Genomic DNA, 14,201 nt, shown 5'->3' on the forward strand with positions numbered 1-14,201 from the left:
CGCTTATGACACTAAATGTAAATCAACAACGTCAACGACGCAATTTACACCATCGATTTCAGTGCATCACGAATAAGTTGTTCGCTAGTCATGCCTGGTTTGGTGATCTGTTTAACCACTTTTTCTGCTTGTGCCGCTTTATAGCCCAACACTAACAAGGCGCTCATGGCTTCTTCTTCCGCACTCTGATCAACGCCTGCTAGATTATCTAATGGCGCAGCGTTGGTAGCTGGAGTAAAGAGATCACCTGCGCCCCACCCTTTCAGTCGGTCACGCATTTCAATCACTAACCGCTCGGCCGTTTTTTTACCGACACCGGGTAATTTAATCAACGTAGAGATATCTTCATGTTCCACACAGGAGACAAATTGATTGGCTGTCATGCCAGACAATATTGCGAGACCCATTTTAGGCCCTACGCCATTGGCTTTAATCACTTCACGAAATAAAGCACGTTCACCAACAGAGCTAAACCCATATAACAGCTGCGCGTCTTCACGAACAACAAAGTGCGTATATATGATGGCTTCTTGTCCTGTTTCCGGCAGCTCATAAAAGCAACTCATCGGCATTTGTACTTCGTAGCCGACGCCATTAACTTCAATCAGAATTTCAGGAGGTTGTTTTTCAACTAGGGTGCCGCGTAAACGTCCAATCACGGTAGGTCCTTTTGGATCAATGAAACATAGAGTGATGATAATCAATAACTGGATGGATAGCCAGTAAAAACCCACCCACTTTAACGATAACGTCCCCGACGAGCACTGGTCGCTTTGCCTGATAGTGCAATGAGGGTTTTATTAGTATTAGCATGACAAATGGCCACACCCAACGCATCCGCAGCGTCTGCTTGGGGCGTCGCAGGCAGTTTAAGCATTTGTTTGACCATATGCTGAACCTGCTTTTTATCTGCGCCGCCTGAGCCAACAACGGCCTGTTTAATCAAACGGGCTGCGTATTCAAACACCGGTAAATCGGCATTGACCGCGGCGACAATAGCACTGCCGCGAGCTTGGCCCAGCTTGAGTGCGGAGTCGGCATTTTTCGACATAAACACTTGCTCAATAGCAAATACATCTGGCTGGAATTGAGTGATAATTTCAGACACACCTGCATAAATTTGCTTTAAGCGTTGTGGGAGCCCTTCATCGGTCATCCGAATGCAACCACTGCCTAAGTAGTCTAAATGCCGTCCCTGTTGGCGAATAACACCATAGCCGGTAATGCGTGAGCCGGGGTCAATCCCCAAAATGATGGACATAAATAAAGTTGTCGCCTCTTATTATAAAGTAGCCGCGATATCGTCGGATATTTCGGCGTTGTGATAAACACCTTGCACGTCGTCTAAATCATCCAAATTATCAACCAATCGCATTAATTTTGGTGCCGTTTCCTCATCAAGAACCGCTTTTGTTGCCGGTACTAGCGTTACTTCCGCATGCACTGCATTGAATTGGGCTTTATCAAGTGCATCTTTCACCACGCCAAATTGATCTGGTGTGGTGTAAACATCCATTGATCCATCGTCATGAACGTCAATATCTTCGGCACCCGCCTCTAACGCCACTTCAATAACGTTATCCTCGGATAGGCCCGGCGCATAAGAGATCACGCCTTGCTTATTGAAAAGATAGTTCACGCTACCGTCGGTTCCCAAATTACCACCAGATTTATTGAAAGCATGACGAACCCCAGAGACCGTACGATTACGATTATCCGTCATACATTCGATCATCACCGCAGTACCACCTGGGCCGTAACCTTCGTAAGTGACCGTTTCCACATTGTCATCACCTTCACCACCGGCCCCTCGCGCGATGGCTCGCTCAATGGTATCGCGCGTCATATTATTGGACAGTGCTTTATCTACTGCTGCTCGTAACCGAGGATTTTTATCGGTTTCTGCTCCACCTTCTTTGGCGGCTACTACGATTTCTCGGATTAATTTGGAAAAAATTTTACCGCGCTTGGCATCTTGTGCTGCTTTGCGGTGCCGAATGTTTGCCCACTTACTGTGACCTGCCATAGGAATTCCTTAGTTCATTACGAATGACTGGTGACACTTTGCGTGCTCGCAATCTTTGCCACTGTGAATATACGTCTAGAAATATTCTCTAGACCCTATACAAAGAAAGTGGGCCATAGCCCACTCTCTTATTGTTCTTACAACCTTACGTAAAGTAAAATTGCTACTTACGACGCCAAGTCGTGCCATTAGGCCCATCTTCTAGAACGATGCCCATTTCGTTAAGCTTGTCTCTTGCCATATCTGCATTGGCCCAATCTTTCGCTGCTCGTGAATCATTACGCAGTTTGATTAATGCTTCAATTTCTGCCGCGCCTTCATCATTAACGGCATCACCTTGTAAAAATTGCTCAGGGTCTTGATGTAAAATACCAATCACGTCGGCCAATTCACGCATTAATGCCCCTAACGCGCTCGCTTGTTCAAGGTTATCACCTTTCAAACGGTTGATTTCACGCGCCATATCAAACAAGACTGAATACGCTTCTGGTGTATTAAAGTCATCATTCATCGCTTGAGTGAAACGTCCCACATAATCATCGTTATGTACTGGTTCCGCCGTTGCGTCCAAACCACGTAATGCAGTATATAAACGCTCTAACGCTGAACGAGCTTGCTTCAAATTATCTTCTGAATAATTCAATTGGCTACGGTAATGACCAGACATGAGGAAATAACGCACGGTTTCAGCATCATAATGGCCTAGTACATCACGAATTGTGAAAAAATTTCCAAGTGATTTTGACATCTTTTCTTGGTCTATCATCACCATGCCGCTGTGCATCCAAGTGTTGACATATTGAGTATCATGGGCACAACAAGATTGGGCGATTTCATTTTCATGGTGTGGAAATTGTAGGTCTGAACCGCCGCCATGAATATCAAAATGGTCGCCAAGAATCGACGAGTTCATTGCCGAACATTCAATATGCCACCCCGGACGACCTTGCCCCCATGGAGACTCCCACATAGGCTCACCAGGTTTAGACATTTTCCATACAACGAAGTCCATCGGGCTGCGTTTCGCCGCTTCAATATCCACACGAGCGCCAGCTTGTAGTTGGTCTAAATTCTGTCCAGATAGTTTACCGTACTCGGCATATTTGGCCACTTCGAACAGTACATCGCCATTATCAGCGACATAAGCAAAACCTTTTTCAACCAAAGTTTCAACTAATTCAATGATTTGTGGAATAAACTTAGTCGCGCGAGGTTCAATGTCAGGACGGCGCATATTCAAAGCATCGAAGTCCGCATACATTTCACCAATCAAACGATCGGTCAAATCGTCACAACTTTCCTGGTTCTCGGCCGCGCGTTTAATAATCTTGTCATCGATGTCAGTAATATTACGTACAAACGTTAAATCATACCCTAAATAGCGTAGGTAACGAGACACAACATCGAAGGACACGAACGTACGACCGTGTCCGATGTGACAGAGATCATAAATGGTGACTCCACAAACATACATGCCAACTTTACCGGCAACGATGGGCTTAAATTCCTCTTTCTGTCGTGTAAGCGTGTTATATATCTTCAGCATGATCTCTATCTATTTAATCTATTAAAACGAATAAGGTGGGACAGTATAACAACTCTCATTGCCCTCGGTCATCCATTTGGTGTTTTGAATCGACAAAAAGTTACGTTAGAATTGGATTTCTTACAAACAAAGCAAAGGTAATGCTCATGATCACCCTTCACACTAACTTTGGTGATATTAAAATTCAGTTGAACGAAGAAAAAGCACCACAAACCAGTGCCAATTTCTTGCAGTACTGTCGTGATGGTTTTTACGACAATACACTATTCCACCGTGTTATTGATGGATTTATGGTTCAAGGTGGCGGCATGACCTCTGGCCTTAAAGAAAAACCGAGTCGTGAATCAATCCGTAACGAAGCGAATAACGGTTTAAGTAATAAAGTAGGTACGCTGGCAATGGCCCGTACTATGGACCCACATTCAGCCAGCTCTCAGTTTTTCATTAACGTGAATGACAACACATTCCTAGACCACCGTTCAGAAACCATGAATGGCTGGGGCTATTGTGTATTTGCTGAAGTCGTTGAAGGCATGGATGTTGTCAACGCTATTAAAGGCGTAAGCACCGGCTCAATGGGTATGCATCAAGACGTGCCACTAGAAGAAGTTGTGATTACTGGCACAACTATCGAAGAATAATCTAATTATGAAGCGCCGATCGTCAGGCGCTTCGTTTAATCTGACTCTTATGCATAAAACATTTTTTATTTCCGATCTCCACCTTACCCCCTCACGACCTGATATCACTGCGTGCTTTCTTGAGTTTATGCGTTATGAAGCGATTCACTGTGATGCTTTATATGTGCTTGGGGATCTCTTTGATTTTTGGGTCGGGGACGATGATAACAGTCCGTTTGCGGTGCAGATTCGTTCTGCCTTCAAAGCGCTGACCAGCTCAGGCGTGCCTTGTTACTTTATTCAAGGTAACCGCGACTTCTTACTCGGTAAACGCTTTGCCCGCCAAACTGGGGTGACGGTATTACCAGAAGAATATGTTATTGAACTTTATGGTCGTCGCGCCGTTATCTTGCATGGTGATACACTCTGTATCGAAGATTATAGTTATCAAGCCTTTCGTAAAAAAGTACATCAACCTTGGTTACAATTTATATTCAACCGATTACCCATGTTTATTAAACGCAAGATAGTTGCTCAGATTCAATCTGATGCGCGAAGCGATAAACAAACCAAGCAACTTGAAATAATGGATGTCACTCCATCTGAAGTGGTGCGAGTTATGCAAAAACACGATGTAGAGCTGATGATCCACGGACACACACATCGTCCGAACATCCATACTGATAGCGCTCATCAGCAAACACGCATTGTGCTGGGAGATTGGTACGAACAAGGCTCGTTGCTTGTTGTTACGCCTGATGACTACTATCTCGATACTCGTGACTTTGCGCTGTAATGGCGGTGCCATAGCGCATACGCTTTTCCTCAACTTGTGGTGAGCCTTGATACTATGGCTTTCCCCTACAACGAGAATGACTGATTATGAGCGAATGCCAATGTGGTTCAAGTGCTCTCTATGCTGAGTGCTGTGGACCTGTCCATCACGACCCGAGTCGTGCCTCAACCCCTGAGCAATTAATGCGAGCGCGTTACTGCGCCCATGCCTTAGGCTTGGTGGACTTTGTTGTGAATACTTATCACCCATCTTGTCAGGCCGAGCAAGAGCGTGCAGCGATTGCGGCTTCGATTCAAAACGAGTGGCAAGGGTTAGAGGTCATCGGTTATTCTGCCGGCTCGCATGACAACGAAGGCTTTGTACATTTTAAAGCGTATTTTGACGACAATAGCCAGACACACTGCTTAGAAGAGAACTCTCGGTTCTTGCGTGAAGATGGCCGTTGGTATTACATCGATGGCGAATTTCCAGCCAGTTCCCCACAGCCAAAAGTAGGACGTAACGAGCCCTGCTTATGTGGTAGCGGTAAAAAATTCAAAAAATGCTGTGGCTAAACACTCGACCTAATTAAGTCGCGTGTATCAGGCCTGAGATGCAGGTATAAAAACGCCAGCCTTTTAAGGCTGGCGTTATAACATCAATAACGTCGCGAGTTATTCCTGATCGATGATCCATTTGCGGAACGCTTTGCGTTCTTGAGCGCTAGATTTTTTATACCATAACTTTAATTGCTGCAAGTTAGTCACATTCGCGTTAGGCTTAGACGATGTTGATGCATCAGAGTTCTGCTGAGACCTATCACTAGCAGAGTTTTCATTTTGACTCAGGACAACCGCCCCACTCGACAGTACAGCTGGCCCCATACCCTGATTATAACGTGCAACTTCGGCAACATAATCGCGGCCAAATTGAACACCATCTTTTTCTAGCTTATCTTTGGCAATCACAACATTATGATCATTATCATCCATCAAAGACCAAGTCATGTTTGTGATATCTTGACGTGCTTGATTAAAGCTACGGTATTCAGGCAGTTTGAAAGTTAGCGATGTATCACTTGCTTTAATTTTAGCAACATACACATCACTATACGCTTTACGTAAGTCAGATTTATGTACGGTAAACGTTGGGATATATTGGAATACAATTTGTGTCACACCATCTTTCAGTTCTTCCGTGTCAGAAGGAAATAGCCCTTTAGCCTTTTCAGGTGTTTTACCATTAACCGCTAACAAATCGACATTTTGCGGGATATTTAACACGACTTTGGCACTGGCAATATTAGAAAAGCCGACAACAGATAACGCTAGAAGTAATAATCCTGCTTTTTTCATCTTAATTCCTTTATCAAAATACAATGTGCATTCATTTGTTTGCCAAGCATTGTAACGAAACAATAGAAAATGTCATTAGCTCCTGATTATCCATCTAGACCTAAACAGAAGAATGATTCATTTTTCGGACAAAAAAAGCCCGGCCAATGCCGGGCTTTAAAAACTCTTTCACTTAAACAGCGATTACCAGTATAGACGAGTACCGATGCCGTAGTAACGGTCTGTATTGTAACGGCCATCATCAGAGATACCGGTTTCTACGTATAGCTTAGACCAGCTTGCGTATTGATAAAGAACACCAGCGTAAGTGTTGTTGTAAGTGTTGTCTTCTGCTTGGAAGTCATCAATGTACTCAAAACCACCGTAAACAGATGTTTTCTTAGTTACGTTGTAAGAACCAGCAACCACATAAGAATCAGTGTTTAGAGTTGTGTTTGCGTTGTCGTCTTCAACTTTCGCATGCCAGTAGGTTGTACCTAGGTTCCAGCCATCACCGTTGTAGTTAACAGTCAACATACCGTGCGTCAACGTTGTGTCTTTAGTTGCAGCAGGATCAACTGTCGCAGCACCATTTTTAACGATAACAGACGCATCTGAAGATGTTTCATCACGCTGGTAACCAATACCACCGTAAACATCTAAGTTGCCAAACGCAGTACCTGCGTAAAGTTCTGCCGTTTCTGGATCAGATTTACCGTTGTCGTAAGAGTAAGATGCGCTCACCCAACCATTATCGCTTTGGAATGTATACTTAAGCATTGCATCTTGAAGCCAGCTCATATCGTAGCCTTCTGCTTCAGGAAGAACACTGTAGCCCCAACCTAGCCAATCATTTTCCACACCCCAGATATCATCTGTAAGGATAGATTGCTTACCTAGAGTCAACGTGCCGTAATCTTTAGAAGCAAAACCGATATAGTGCTTACGGTTGTCGCCGCTGTTAGTCTGACCGATACCAAATTCTACCGTTGCGATCACATCTAGGTCGCTAGATACTGCGTAACGCGCGTTAACGCCAGCACGAGAAGAACCAGAAGAAATACTTGTAGAAGTATCTGTACTTTTTACTTTACCAGCGTCATAGCTGATTTGCTTGATTTCTTCACGAAGTTGACCGTAAAAATCTACTGATGCGGTATCTGTTTTAAGGATCTCAGCTGCGTTAACCGAACCTGCTGAAGCAAGAACCGCTAGAGCGATCAGAGTCTTTTTCATAATAATCCACTGCCTTTTCTTAGTTAAGGATTCTTTCCTGAATCCCATATAATTTTTTTGATGAAGGTTTGCAACTCTGCGGCTAAATGAGGCGCCGCTTTGTAATGCGAGCTTTAGACTGCAAAAGATTATGCTAAGTGTCAAACCAACTAAAAAAAACAGCAAAAAAACATAAAAAACCTTTAAATTCAAACTGTTAACTACAAAATAATATCAATAACGCTCAAAAAACAACCAAAAACATCAAGGTATATCACTATCCTTTGGTAAGCATAACCGGATAATTATCTTAATTTACTGTAAATAAACGTCAGTAAACAGAATATTATAAAGATATAAACATTAATGTTGAACTTTACTCTAGAAATCTTGTTGTCTTAGCCATCAATAATAAGGTTCAATGTTTTTTTGTGAACAAGATCAGTTTTTTATTTAAAACAGTGTTGTTTTACAAATTTATCATCGCAAATCAAACTGTGATAGGATGATGGATAGTTATCGTTGAGTACCATTATGCTGACCCCGACCATTCAAAAGCACATCAAAAACAGTTACCAAAACCTCCAAGCTCAGCTCGACAATTTTGTGCCTCGTCGTGCCCAAAATTACTTGGTGGCGGATATTGCGAAAACCCTCTGTGGTGAATACCACAAAACCAACCGTATGCTCGTTGCCGAAGCTGGAACGGGTATTGGTAAGTCACTCGCCTATCTCATGGGAACAATTCCTGTGGCGGTACTCAACAATCGCAAAGTGGTGATTTCAACTGCAACCGTTGCCTTGCAAGAACAATTACTTAATAAGGATTTACCTCTCTACCGGCGCCTTACTGAATTGGATTTTTCCTTCATTGTTGCTAAGGGCCGACAGCGCTATTGCTGCGCAGAAAAATTAGCGCTTGCTTCTGGTAGTGATGGCGGCCAAATGGCAATGTTTGAAAGCAAGCCCCAAGAAGATGACATTCTTTTATTACAATCTTTGTATCAAGCCCTGAGTAAAAATACATGGGATGGCGACCGCGATGCTTGGCCCGATCCAATCCCTAATGAGGTTTGGAAGATTATTGTGAGTGATAAGCACACCTGTAATCATGGGTTTAATGCACACAGACATTGTCCATTTCAAAAAGCACGCTCAGAACTGGATAAAAACGACGTCATCATTGCCAATCACAGCTTAGTGATGGCAGATGCAGAGCTTGGCGGTGGAGTCATCCTGCCTGAGCCTGAGCAAACCATTTATGTATTCGATGAAGCTCATCACCTGCCACACGTGGCACGTGATCATTCAGCAGCGTTTGCATCATTAAAAGGCGCGGCCAGTTGGCTAGAAAAGCTCAATCAATCATTAAGCAAATTTGCCAGTTTAGGCGATGAAAAACGTGTCGCCCGCTTTCGCCAGCAAGCACAGGAGTCCTTTCAAGCATTAATACCCGAACTTTCTCGGTTACCCCAACAGTTTTCGGCTGAGCAATTTGAAGAAGGTATTTATCGATTTGAAAATGGCGAATTACCTACGTGGCTTGATGAACTTTCGCGCCAGCTTAAAAAAGACAGCCAAAAAGCCACACAGTCGGTGAGTAAGATCGCCGATTTGATTTCAGAACGGGTGCGTGAAGGCGAACTCGCCTCTCGTTTAGCCGAGCCTGCGCTTTCTGAACTTGGTTTTTATATCCAGCGGTTAGAAAATTTACAGCAAGTGTGGCATTTAATGGCAGAACCGCGCCAAGAAAAAGGCGCACCTCTCGCCCGCTGGTTAGAAGTTAGTAAAGATAAAGACCAAGACTTTATTGTCCATGTCTCCCCTTTAGAGATAGGTTGGCAGCTTGATCAAAAAATCTGGTCGCGCTGTGTTGGTGCGATTATGGTCTCAGCGACCATGCGCGCACTCAATTCCTTTCAATTTTTCTGTCGGCAAGCTGGTATTAGTATGAAAGAAGAAGAGGGTGTGCGCTTTCTGGCACTTGCTTCGCCCTTCGATTACGCCGGCAACGGTACTTTACGTGTCCCCGCCATGAAATATGAGCCCAATGCTCCACAATTTACAAGCTATCTAGCTGAACATCTAATGGAGTATTTACAAGCGGAACAAGCAAATTTGGTATTGTTTTCATCCTACTGGCAAATGAAGGAAGTTGCAGAAAAAATAAAAACAACCTGCACCCAAAAAGGATGGACGCTACAAATTCAAGGGCAAAAATCGCGCACTGAAATTCTAAAAAAACATAAAAATCTCGTTAAAAACAACAAAACAAGTATTTTATTTGGTACTGGTAGTTTTTCTGAAGGTCTCGACCTGCCTGGAGACTTATTACAAAATTTAGTCATTACTAAAATTCCGTTTTCAGTTCCCACCTCTCCTGTAGAGCAGGCTCATGCAGAATATATTCAGTCACGGGGGGGTAATCCGTTTTTGCAAATTACCGTCCCTGATGCCAGTAAAAAATTGATCCAATCTGTCGGTCGCCTACTTCGCAAAGAAAACGACAGTGGTACTATCGTATTATTAGATCGCCGAGTCGTGTCAAAACGCTACGGCAAACAGCTATTGGATTCACTGCCTCCTTTCAAGCGCGTGATTGATTACTAGTTTCACAACGTGAGTACATAATATGAAAGATTTGAGCCAGCTTAGCCAAGTTATTGATACCTTAGCCAACCAAGCAGCAGCTTTAGACAGACAGCGTGGAGAACACCACCAGCCATTATTTGATGGCCTATTGTTTCATTGCCATGCCAAACTTATCGCACCTTGTGTGGAAGAAACACGTAGCACCTTAGATGCATTAAATCGCGAGCAAAACGCTCATCGTTTAACCGCCAATCGCGCTGAATATTTAACCGAACGTTTGGTCGCACAAATAAGTGCGATTCAACGCGAGCTGTCCACGACGAAAATTCGTCACTCTGAGCCCAAGCATTCTTCTTATTTCCGTAAACCAATTAATTTACTGTATCAAGATTTATCCCGTCACCAAGAATGGGAAAGACGCTTGGCGGAAATGGTGCGCGATAAACAATATTTACTCGATAATTCCGGGTTAACCGACAAAACGGCGGCTCAGCAAGCTCTACTTGCCGTAGAGCAACGCTTAAAACGATGCCAAACCGCCAAAGCAAACCTTGAAAAACAAATTACTTACCGAGAGAGAAATCAATAAATGAGTGACTCATCATCACCGTTAGATCAAGCCCCAGATGATATAAAACTGGCGGTTGATTTGATTTATTTGTTTGAAAGTAACGAAGTTGATCCTCACACGGCGCTCGCCGCCTTAGAAGTGGTTAAACGGGACTTACAAGCAAAAGTAACAGCACAAGCCAATTCAAAGCCCCAATAAACCCAGATTTGTTGAGGTTGTTACCGACAATAAGCATGGTACTATTATTTCATATCATCAGTGAGCAAAGGATCCTTTATGAAAGTCGTGAGTTTTAATATCAACGGACTACGCGCACGTTTGCATCAATTACAAGCATTAATCGATAAACATCAACCTGATGTGATTGGTTTACAAGAAATCAAAGTTCACAATGATGCGTTTCCTGTAGAAGCAGTAGAAGCAATGGGATACCACGTTTACTTTCACGGCCAAAAAGCCCATTACGGCGTGGCAATGCTATGTAAAAAAGAGCCCGTTCAGGTCCAGTATGGCTTCCCAACCGATACAGACGATCATCAAAAACGAATGATCATGACAACCTTTGCTGATGAAAACGGCAAAAAAACAACAGTATTAAACGGCTACTTTCCTCAGGGCGATAACATCAACCATGAAACGAAATACCCGTATAAACGCCAATTTTATCGCGATTTAATGACTTACTTAACGTCACATCATACCGCAGATGACAATGTAATCGTGATGGGCGACATCAATATCAGTCCGCTGGATCAAGACATTGGTATTGGTGAAGCAAACCGTAAACGGTGGCTGAAAACGGGTAAGTGCTCGTTCCAACCTGAAGAACGCCAATGGTTAAAAACACTGCTTGATTGGGGCTTTATTGATACATATCGTCAGCTTCATCCAAGTATTGATGATGAATTCTCATGGTTTGATTATCGCTCACGTGGTTTTGATGATAACCGTGGTCTACGTATCGATGTCGTCCTGGCTACCTCAGGATTGGCCCAGCAATGCCAAGAGTCCGGTATCGATTACGAGTTGCGCGGCATCGACAAGCCGTCTGACCATGCGCCAATTTGGTCAACCTTTGCCTAAGCTCGATTAATCGAAGCATTAGGTCTATAGATATAAAAACAGCGCCTTCGCATTGCAGGGCGCTGTTTTTTTATCGTGTAACGACAATCCGGGTAATAAAAATTGTCAAAACCACATCGCAACAAAGTGCTCGCATCACACGTTCAAGTAGGATAAATACTTTTTCTCTGCGAGTTTAAAACAGCCAATTAATGTAAAACTCAAACACATGTAACCTATACCCGCTGTTAAAAACGCTTCGAAAGGTGCGTAGTAACGTGCATTAACTAAGCGAGCCGCTCCTGTTAAATCCATAATAGTAATGATGCCAGCTACAGCACTACCATGCAGCATGAAAATCACTTCATTACTGTACGCGGGCAACGCGCGACGTAATGCTCCTGGTAGAATAATCCGTTGATACACTTTAAACGTACTCATACCAAACGCCCGCCCTGCCTCGACTTCGCCGGCTGGGAGACCATTAATGGCCCCGCGAATAATTTCAGCCGTGTAGGCTGAGGTATTGAGCACGAAAGACACAAGTGCACAAAACCAGGCATCTTCCCACCACGTTCCCTCAACTTTTACAAACTGATTCATGCCGTAATAAATCAAATACAGTTGGATCAGCAAAGGCGTACCACGAAAATAATAGATATAGGTCCACGCAGGCCAACGCAATAATGGCAGATGACTATTACGACATAACGCCAAAGGAATCGCCACCACAATGCCTAGCACAAGCGATGCTCCGACTAACCACGCTGTCGTCCACATCCCTTGTAAATACAACGGTAAGTTTTCAATAATAACCGAAAAATCCATAATCAATTACCTTGTATGGATGCGATAACGACGTTCAAGAACATGTAAAATCCCAGTCGAAATACTCGTAAATAAAAGAAATATCACAGATATTGTCATGTAAAAGGTAAAAGGTTGCTGAGTAGAGCCTGCCGCTAATCCGCCAACTCTCACCATATCTTCTAGGCCAATAATGGAGACAAGTGCCGTGGTTTTTAATAAGACTAACCAGTTATTACCAAACCCTGGCAGTGCATGCCGAACCATTTGCGGAAATAAAATTCTCCTAAAACCCAGCCAAGGGCTCATACCATACGCTTTACCCGCCTCTAACTCGCCTTTATCAACCGCTAAAATTGCTCCGCGAAAGGTTTCCGCCATGTATGCGCCAAAGATAAAACCAATCGTAATACTGCCCGCCCAAAATGGGCTGACATCAATATAATCGGGTAAGTAAGCCGTCCATTCGTGAGACGGTTGCCAATATTGGATAACCTGATTAAGCCACTCATTAACGTTATATAGAGTATTATTAAGAAATATTTGTCCGCCAAAGAAAATCAGCATCATCAACACTAAATCAGGGATACCACGAATAATGGTGGTATAACCTGTCGCCACTGTCCGTATGAGCCGATGAGATGACAGCTTAGCTAATGCGCCTAACATCCCCAGAACGAGCGCGATTATCAAAGACAGCAACGCCACTTCAATGGTTAATAATGCTCCTTTTAGCAGCACAAACCCATAATTGTATAAATCCAACATAATGGCTTCCTTGTAAACTTGATAGCAAGTGCTTACTGCCCCAGCTATCAAGTTACTATTTACTTGCTAATGTTGCCCGGCCTATTCACCGTAAACATCAAAATCAAAGTATTTACCCGCAATTTTTTGGTACTGCCCATTCTGACGTAACGCATCAATCGCTGCGTTTAATTGCTTTGTTAGATCTTTATCTTGCTTACGCACGGCAATGCCAAAACCATCACCAAACCATTTAGGGTCGGTTAGTGTTGGACCAACAAAATGATATTTATCGCCGCCCGGTTTATTTAGCATGCCATCTTGTAACGCGGAAGCATCACCTAATACCGCAGCAATACGGCCATTTCTGAGATCAAGGTAAGCTTCGTCGAACGAACCATAACGAACAATATTGACATAATCACCATAGTTATCACTGAGATATTTATCATGCGTGGTCGCGCGTTGTACGCCAATTTTCACCCCCTTCAGACCTTGCTTAGTAAAATCAATATGAGTGGTTTTCTTAGCAATAAATTTATTGGGCATCAGCGCATATTTGTGGGTAAAATCCACTTTTCGACGACGCGCATCTGTTATCGACATCCCCGCAATAATGGCATCATACTTACGCGCTAGCAGTGCAGGAATAATTCCATCCCAATCTTGGCGGACAATTTTGCATTTCACTTCCATTTGTTTACATAGCGCTTTCGCCATATCAACATCAAACCCTTTTAAGGTACCATCTGGATCTGTCCAGTTAAACGGAGGGTAAGCGCCTTCTGTACCGAAGCGCACTGTGGTCCAGTCTTTCGCCTGGGCAAGCCCAGAAACCATTGTCGCTGCTAATACGGTACCAATTAACCACGTTTTCATACTCAAACTCCTTTTGTGTCGTATGAG

General features: G+C 43.5%; 16 protein-coding genes. 7 read left to right on the plus strand and 9 right to left on the minus strand.

The window, feature by feature from the left end; all coding sequences use genetic code 11:
• Positions 1–44: 44 nt before the first annotated feature.
• The 4 genes from ruvA to cysS all read right to left on the minus strand — a co-directional run bounded on the left by ruvA (position 45) and on the right by cysS (position 3,572).
• A complete protein-coding gene (gene ruvA / locus OCU30_RS07385; protein WP_077312624.1) occupies positions 45–659 on the minus strand; it encodes a Holliday junction branch migration protein RuvA in 615 nt (204 codons plus the stop codon).
• A gap of 80 nt (positions 660–739) precedes the next feature.
• On the minus strand, positions 740–1,261 hold the full coding sequence (ruvC, locus tag OCU30_RS07390; protein WP_077312622.1) for a crossover junction endodeoxyribonuclease RuvC: 522 nt from the start codon (positions 1,259–1,261) through the stop codon (positions 740–742).
• Between the two features lie 21 nt (positions 1,262–1,282).
• Positions 1,283–2,026: a YebC/PmpR family DNA-binding transcriptional regulator gene (locus tag OCU30_RS07395; RefSeq protein WP_077312620.1), complete on the minus strand. Its 744-nt coding sequence runs from the start codon at positions 2,024–2,026 to the stop codon at positions 1,283–1,285.
• A gap of 163 nt (positions 2,027–2,189) precedes the next feature.
• Positions 2,190–3,572, minus strand: a complete 1,383-nt coding sequence (gene cysS, locus OCU30_RS07400; RefSeq protein WP_077312618.1) for a cysteine--tRNA ligase — start codon at positions 3,570–3,572, stop codon at positions 2,190–2,192.
• A gap of 146 nt (positions 3,573–3,718) precedes the next feature.
• On the opposite strand from cysS, the gene OCU30_RS07405 reads away from it, so the two are divergent.
• The 3 genes from OCU30_RS07405 (at position 3,719) to OCU30_RS07415 (ending at position 5,542) form a co-directional block, all read left to right on the plus strand.
• Positions 3,719–4,213 carry a peptidylprolyl isomerase gene (locus OCU30_RS07405; RefSeq protein WP_077312616.1) on the plus strand — a complete coding sequence of 165 codons (495 nt, stop codon included), beginning with the start codon at positions 3,719–3,721 and terminating at the stop codon, positions 4,211–4,213.
• A gap of 49 nt (positions 4,214–4,262) precedes the next feature.
• Entirely contained in the window at positions 4,263–4,988 is a 726-nt protein-coding gene (gene lpxH, locus OCU30_RS07410; protein WP_077313648.1) for a UDP-2,3-diacylglucosamine diphosphatase, read from the plus strand.
• Between the two features lie 83 nt (positions 4,989–5,071).
• Positions 5,072–5,542, plus strand: coding sequence for a YchJ family protein (locus OCU30_RS07415; protein WP_077312614.1), 471 nt, complete (start codon positions 5,072–5,074; stop codon positions 5,540–5,542).
• A 99-nt stretch (positions 5,543–5,641) separates the two neighbouring features.
• Here OCU30_RS07415 and OCU30_RS07420 read toward each other — a convergent pair whose 3' ends face one another.
• Both OCU30_RS07420 and OCU30_RS07425 read right to left on the minus strand, forming a co-directional pair.
• The gene (locus OCU30_RS07420) at positions 5,642–6,322 is read right to left on the minus strand and encodes a DUF2057 family protein (RefSeq protein ID WP_077312612.1); all 681 of its coding nucleotides are present in this window, start codon (positions 6,320–6,322) and stop codon (positions 5,642–5,644) included.
• 183 nt (positions 6,323–6,505) lie between these two features.
• Positions 6,506–7,537 (minus strand): porin, encoded by a 1,032-nt coding sequence (locus OCU30_RS07425; protein ID WP_159439097.1) that lies wholly within the window; start codon positions 7,535–7,537, stop codon positions 6,506–6,508.
• 513 nt (positions 7,538–8,050) lie between these two features.
• Here OCU30_RS07425 and dinG point away from each other — a divergent pair.
• From dinG to xthA, 4 genes are all read left to right on the plus strand, one after another.
• Positions 8,051–10,126 (plus strand): ATP-dependent DNA helicase DinG, encoded by a 2,076-nt coding sequence (dinG, locus tag OCU30_RS07430; protein ID WP_077312608.1) that lies wholly within the window; start codon positions 8,051–8,053, stop codon positions 10,124–10,126.
• Positions 10,127–10,148: 22 nt separating this feature from the next.
• Positions 10,149–10,697: a primosomal replication protein gene (locus OCU30_RS07435; protein ID WP_077312606.1), complete on the plus strand. Its 549-nt coding sequence runs from the start codon at positions 10,149–10,151 to the stop codon at positions 10,695–10,697.
• Positions 10,698–10,877, plus strand: coding sequence for a pleiotropic regulatory protein RsmS (rsmS, locus tag OCU30_RS07440; protein ID WP_077312604.1), 180 nt, complete (start codon positions 10,698–10,700; stop codon positions 10,875–10,877).
• A gap of 78 nt (positions 10,878–10,955) precedes the next feature.
• The gene (gene xthA, locus OCU30_RS07445) at positions 10,956–11,762 is read left to right on the plus strand and encodes an exodeoxyribonuclease III (RefSeq protein WP_077312602.1); all 807 of its coding nucleotides are present in this window, start codon (positions 10,956–10,958) and stop codon (positions 11,760–11,762) included.
• 135 nt (positions 11,763–11,897) lie between these two features.
• Here xthA and OCU30_RS07450 read toward each other — a convergent pair whose 3' ends face one another.
• From OCU30_RS07450 to OCU30_RS07460, 3 genes are all read right to left on the minus strand, one after another.
• Positions 11,898–12,569 (minus strand): ABC transporter permease, encoded by a 672-nt coding sequence (locus tag OCU30_RS07450; RefSeq protein ID WP_077312600.1) that lies wholly within the window; start codon positions 12,567–12,569, stop codon positions 11,898–11,900.
• Between the two features lie 6 nt (positions 12,570–12,575).
• Positions 12,576–13,316, minus strand: coding sequence for an ABC transporter permease (locus OCU30_RS07455; RefSeq protein ID WP_077312598.1), 741 nt, complete (start codon positions 13,314–13,316; stop codon positions 12,576–12,578).
• An 81-nt stretch (positions 13,317–13,397) separates the two neighbouring features.
• Complete coding sequence (locus tag OCU30_RS07460) at positions 13,398–14,174, minus strand: ABC transporter substrate-binding protein (RefSeq protein ID WP_077312596.1); 777 nt, start codon at positions 14,172–14,174, stop codon at positions 13,398–13,400.
• Positions 14,175–14,201: the final 27 nt, after the last annotated feature.

The sequence above is a fragment of the Vibrio palustris genome (genome assembly GCF_024346995.1).
GTDB lineage: Bacteria > Pseudomonadota > Gammaproteobacteria > Enterobacterales > Vibrionaceae > Vibrio > Vibrio palustris.

Coding starts and splice junctions, on each gene's coding strand:
- cysS (WP_077312618.1), bottom strand. CDS start 3,572: ATGCTGAAGATATATAACACGCTTACACGACAGAAAGAGGAATTTAAG.
- OCU30_RS07395 (WP_077312620.1), bottom strand. CDS start 2,026: ATGGCAGGTCACAGTAAGTGGGCAAACATTCGGCACCGCAAAGCAGCA.
- ruvC (WP_077312622.1), bottom strand. CDS start 1,261: ATGTCCATCATTTTGGGGATTGACCCCGGCTCACGCATTACCGGCTAT.
- OCU30_RS07420 (WP_077312612.1), bottom strand. CDS start 6,322: ATGAAAAAAGCAGGATTATTACTTCTAGCGTTATCTGTTGTCGGCTTT.
- OCU30_RS07435 (WP_077312606.1), top strand. CDS start 10,149: ATGAAAGATTTGAGCCAGCTTAGCCAAGTTATTGATACCTTAGCCAAC.
- OCU30_RS07450 (WP_077312600.1), bottom strand. CDS start 12,569: ATGGATTTTTCGGTTATTATTGAAAACTTACCGTTGTATTTACAAGGG.
- xthA (WP_077312602.1), top strand. CDS start 10,956: ATGAAAGTCGTGAGTTTTAATATCAACGGACTACGCGCACGTTTGCAT.
- lpxH (WP_077313648.1), top strand. CDS start 4,263: ATGCATAAAACATTTTTTATTTCCGATCTCCACCTTACCCCCTCACGA.
- OCU30_RS07405 (WP_077312616.1), top strand. CDS start 3,719: ATGATCACCCTTCACACTAACTTTGGTGATATTAAAATTCAGTTGAAC.
- OCU30_RS07455 (WP_077312598.1), bottom strand. CDS start 13,316: ATGTTGGATTTATACAATTATGGGTTTGTGCTGCTAAAAGGAGCATTA.
- rsmS (WP_077312604.1), top strand. CDS start 10,698: ATGAGTGACTCATCATCACCGTTAGATCAAGCCCCAGATGATATAAAA.
- OCU30_RS07425 (WP_159439097.1), bottom strand. CDS start 7,537: ATGAAAAAGACTCTGATCGCTCTAGCGGTTCTTGCTTCAGCAGGTTCG.
- dinG (WP_077312608.1), top strand. CDS start 8,051: ATGCTGACCCCGACCATTCAAAAGCACATCAAAAACAGTTACCAAAAC.
- OCU30_RS07460 (WP_077312596.1), bottom strand. CDS start 14,174: ATGAAAACGTGGTTAATTGGTACCGTATTAGCAGCGACAATGGTTTCT.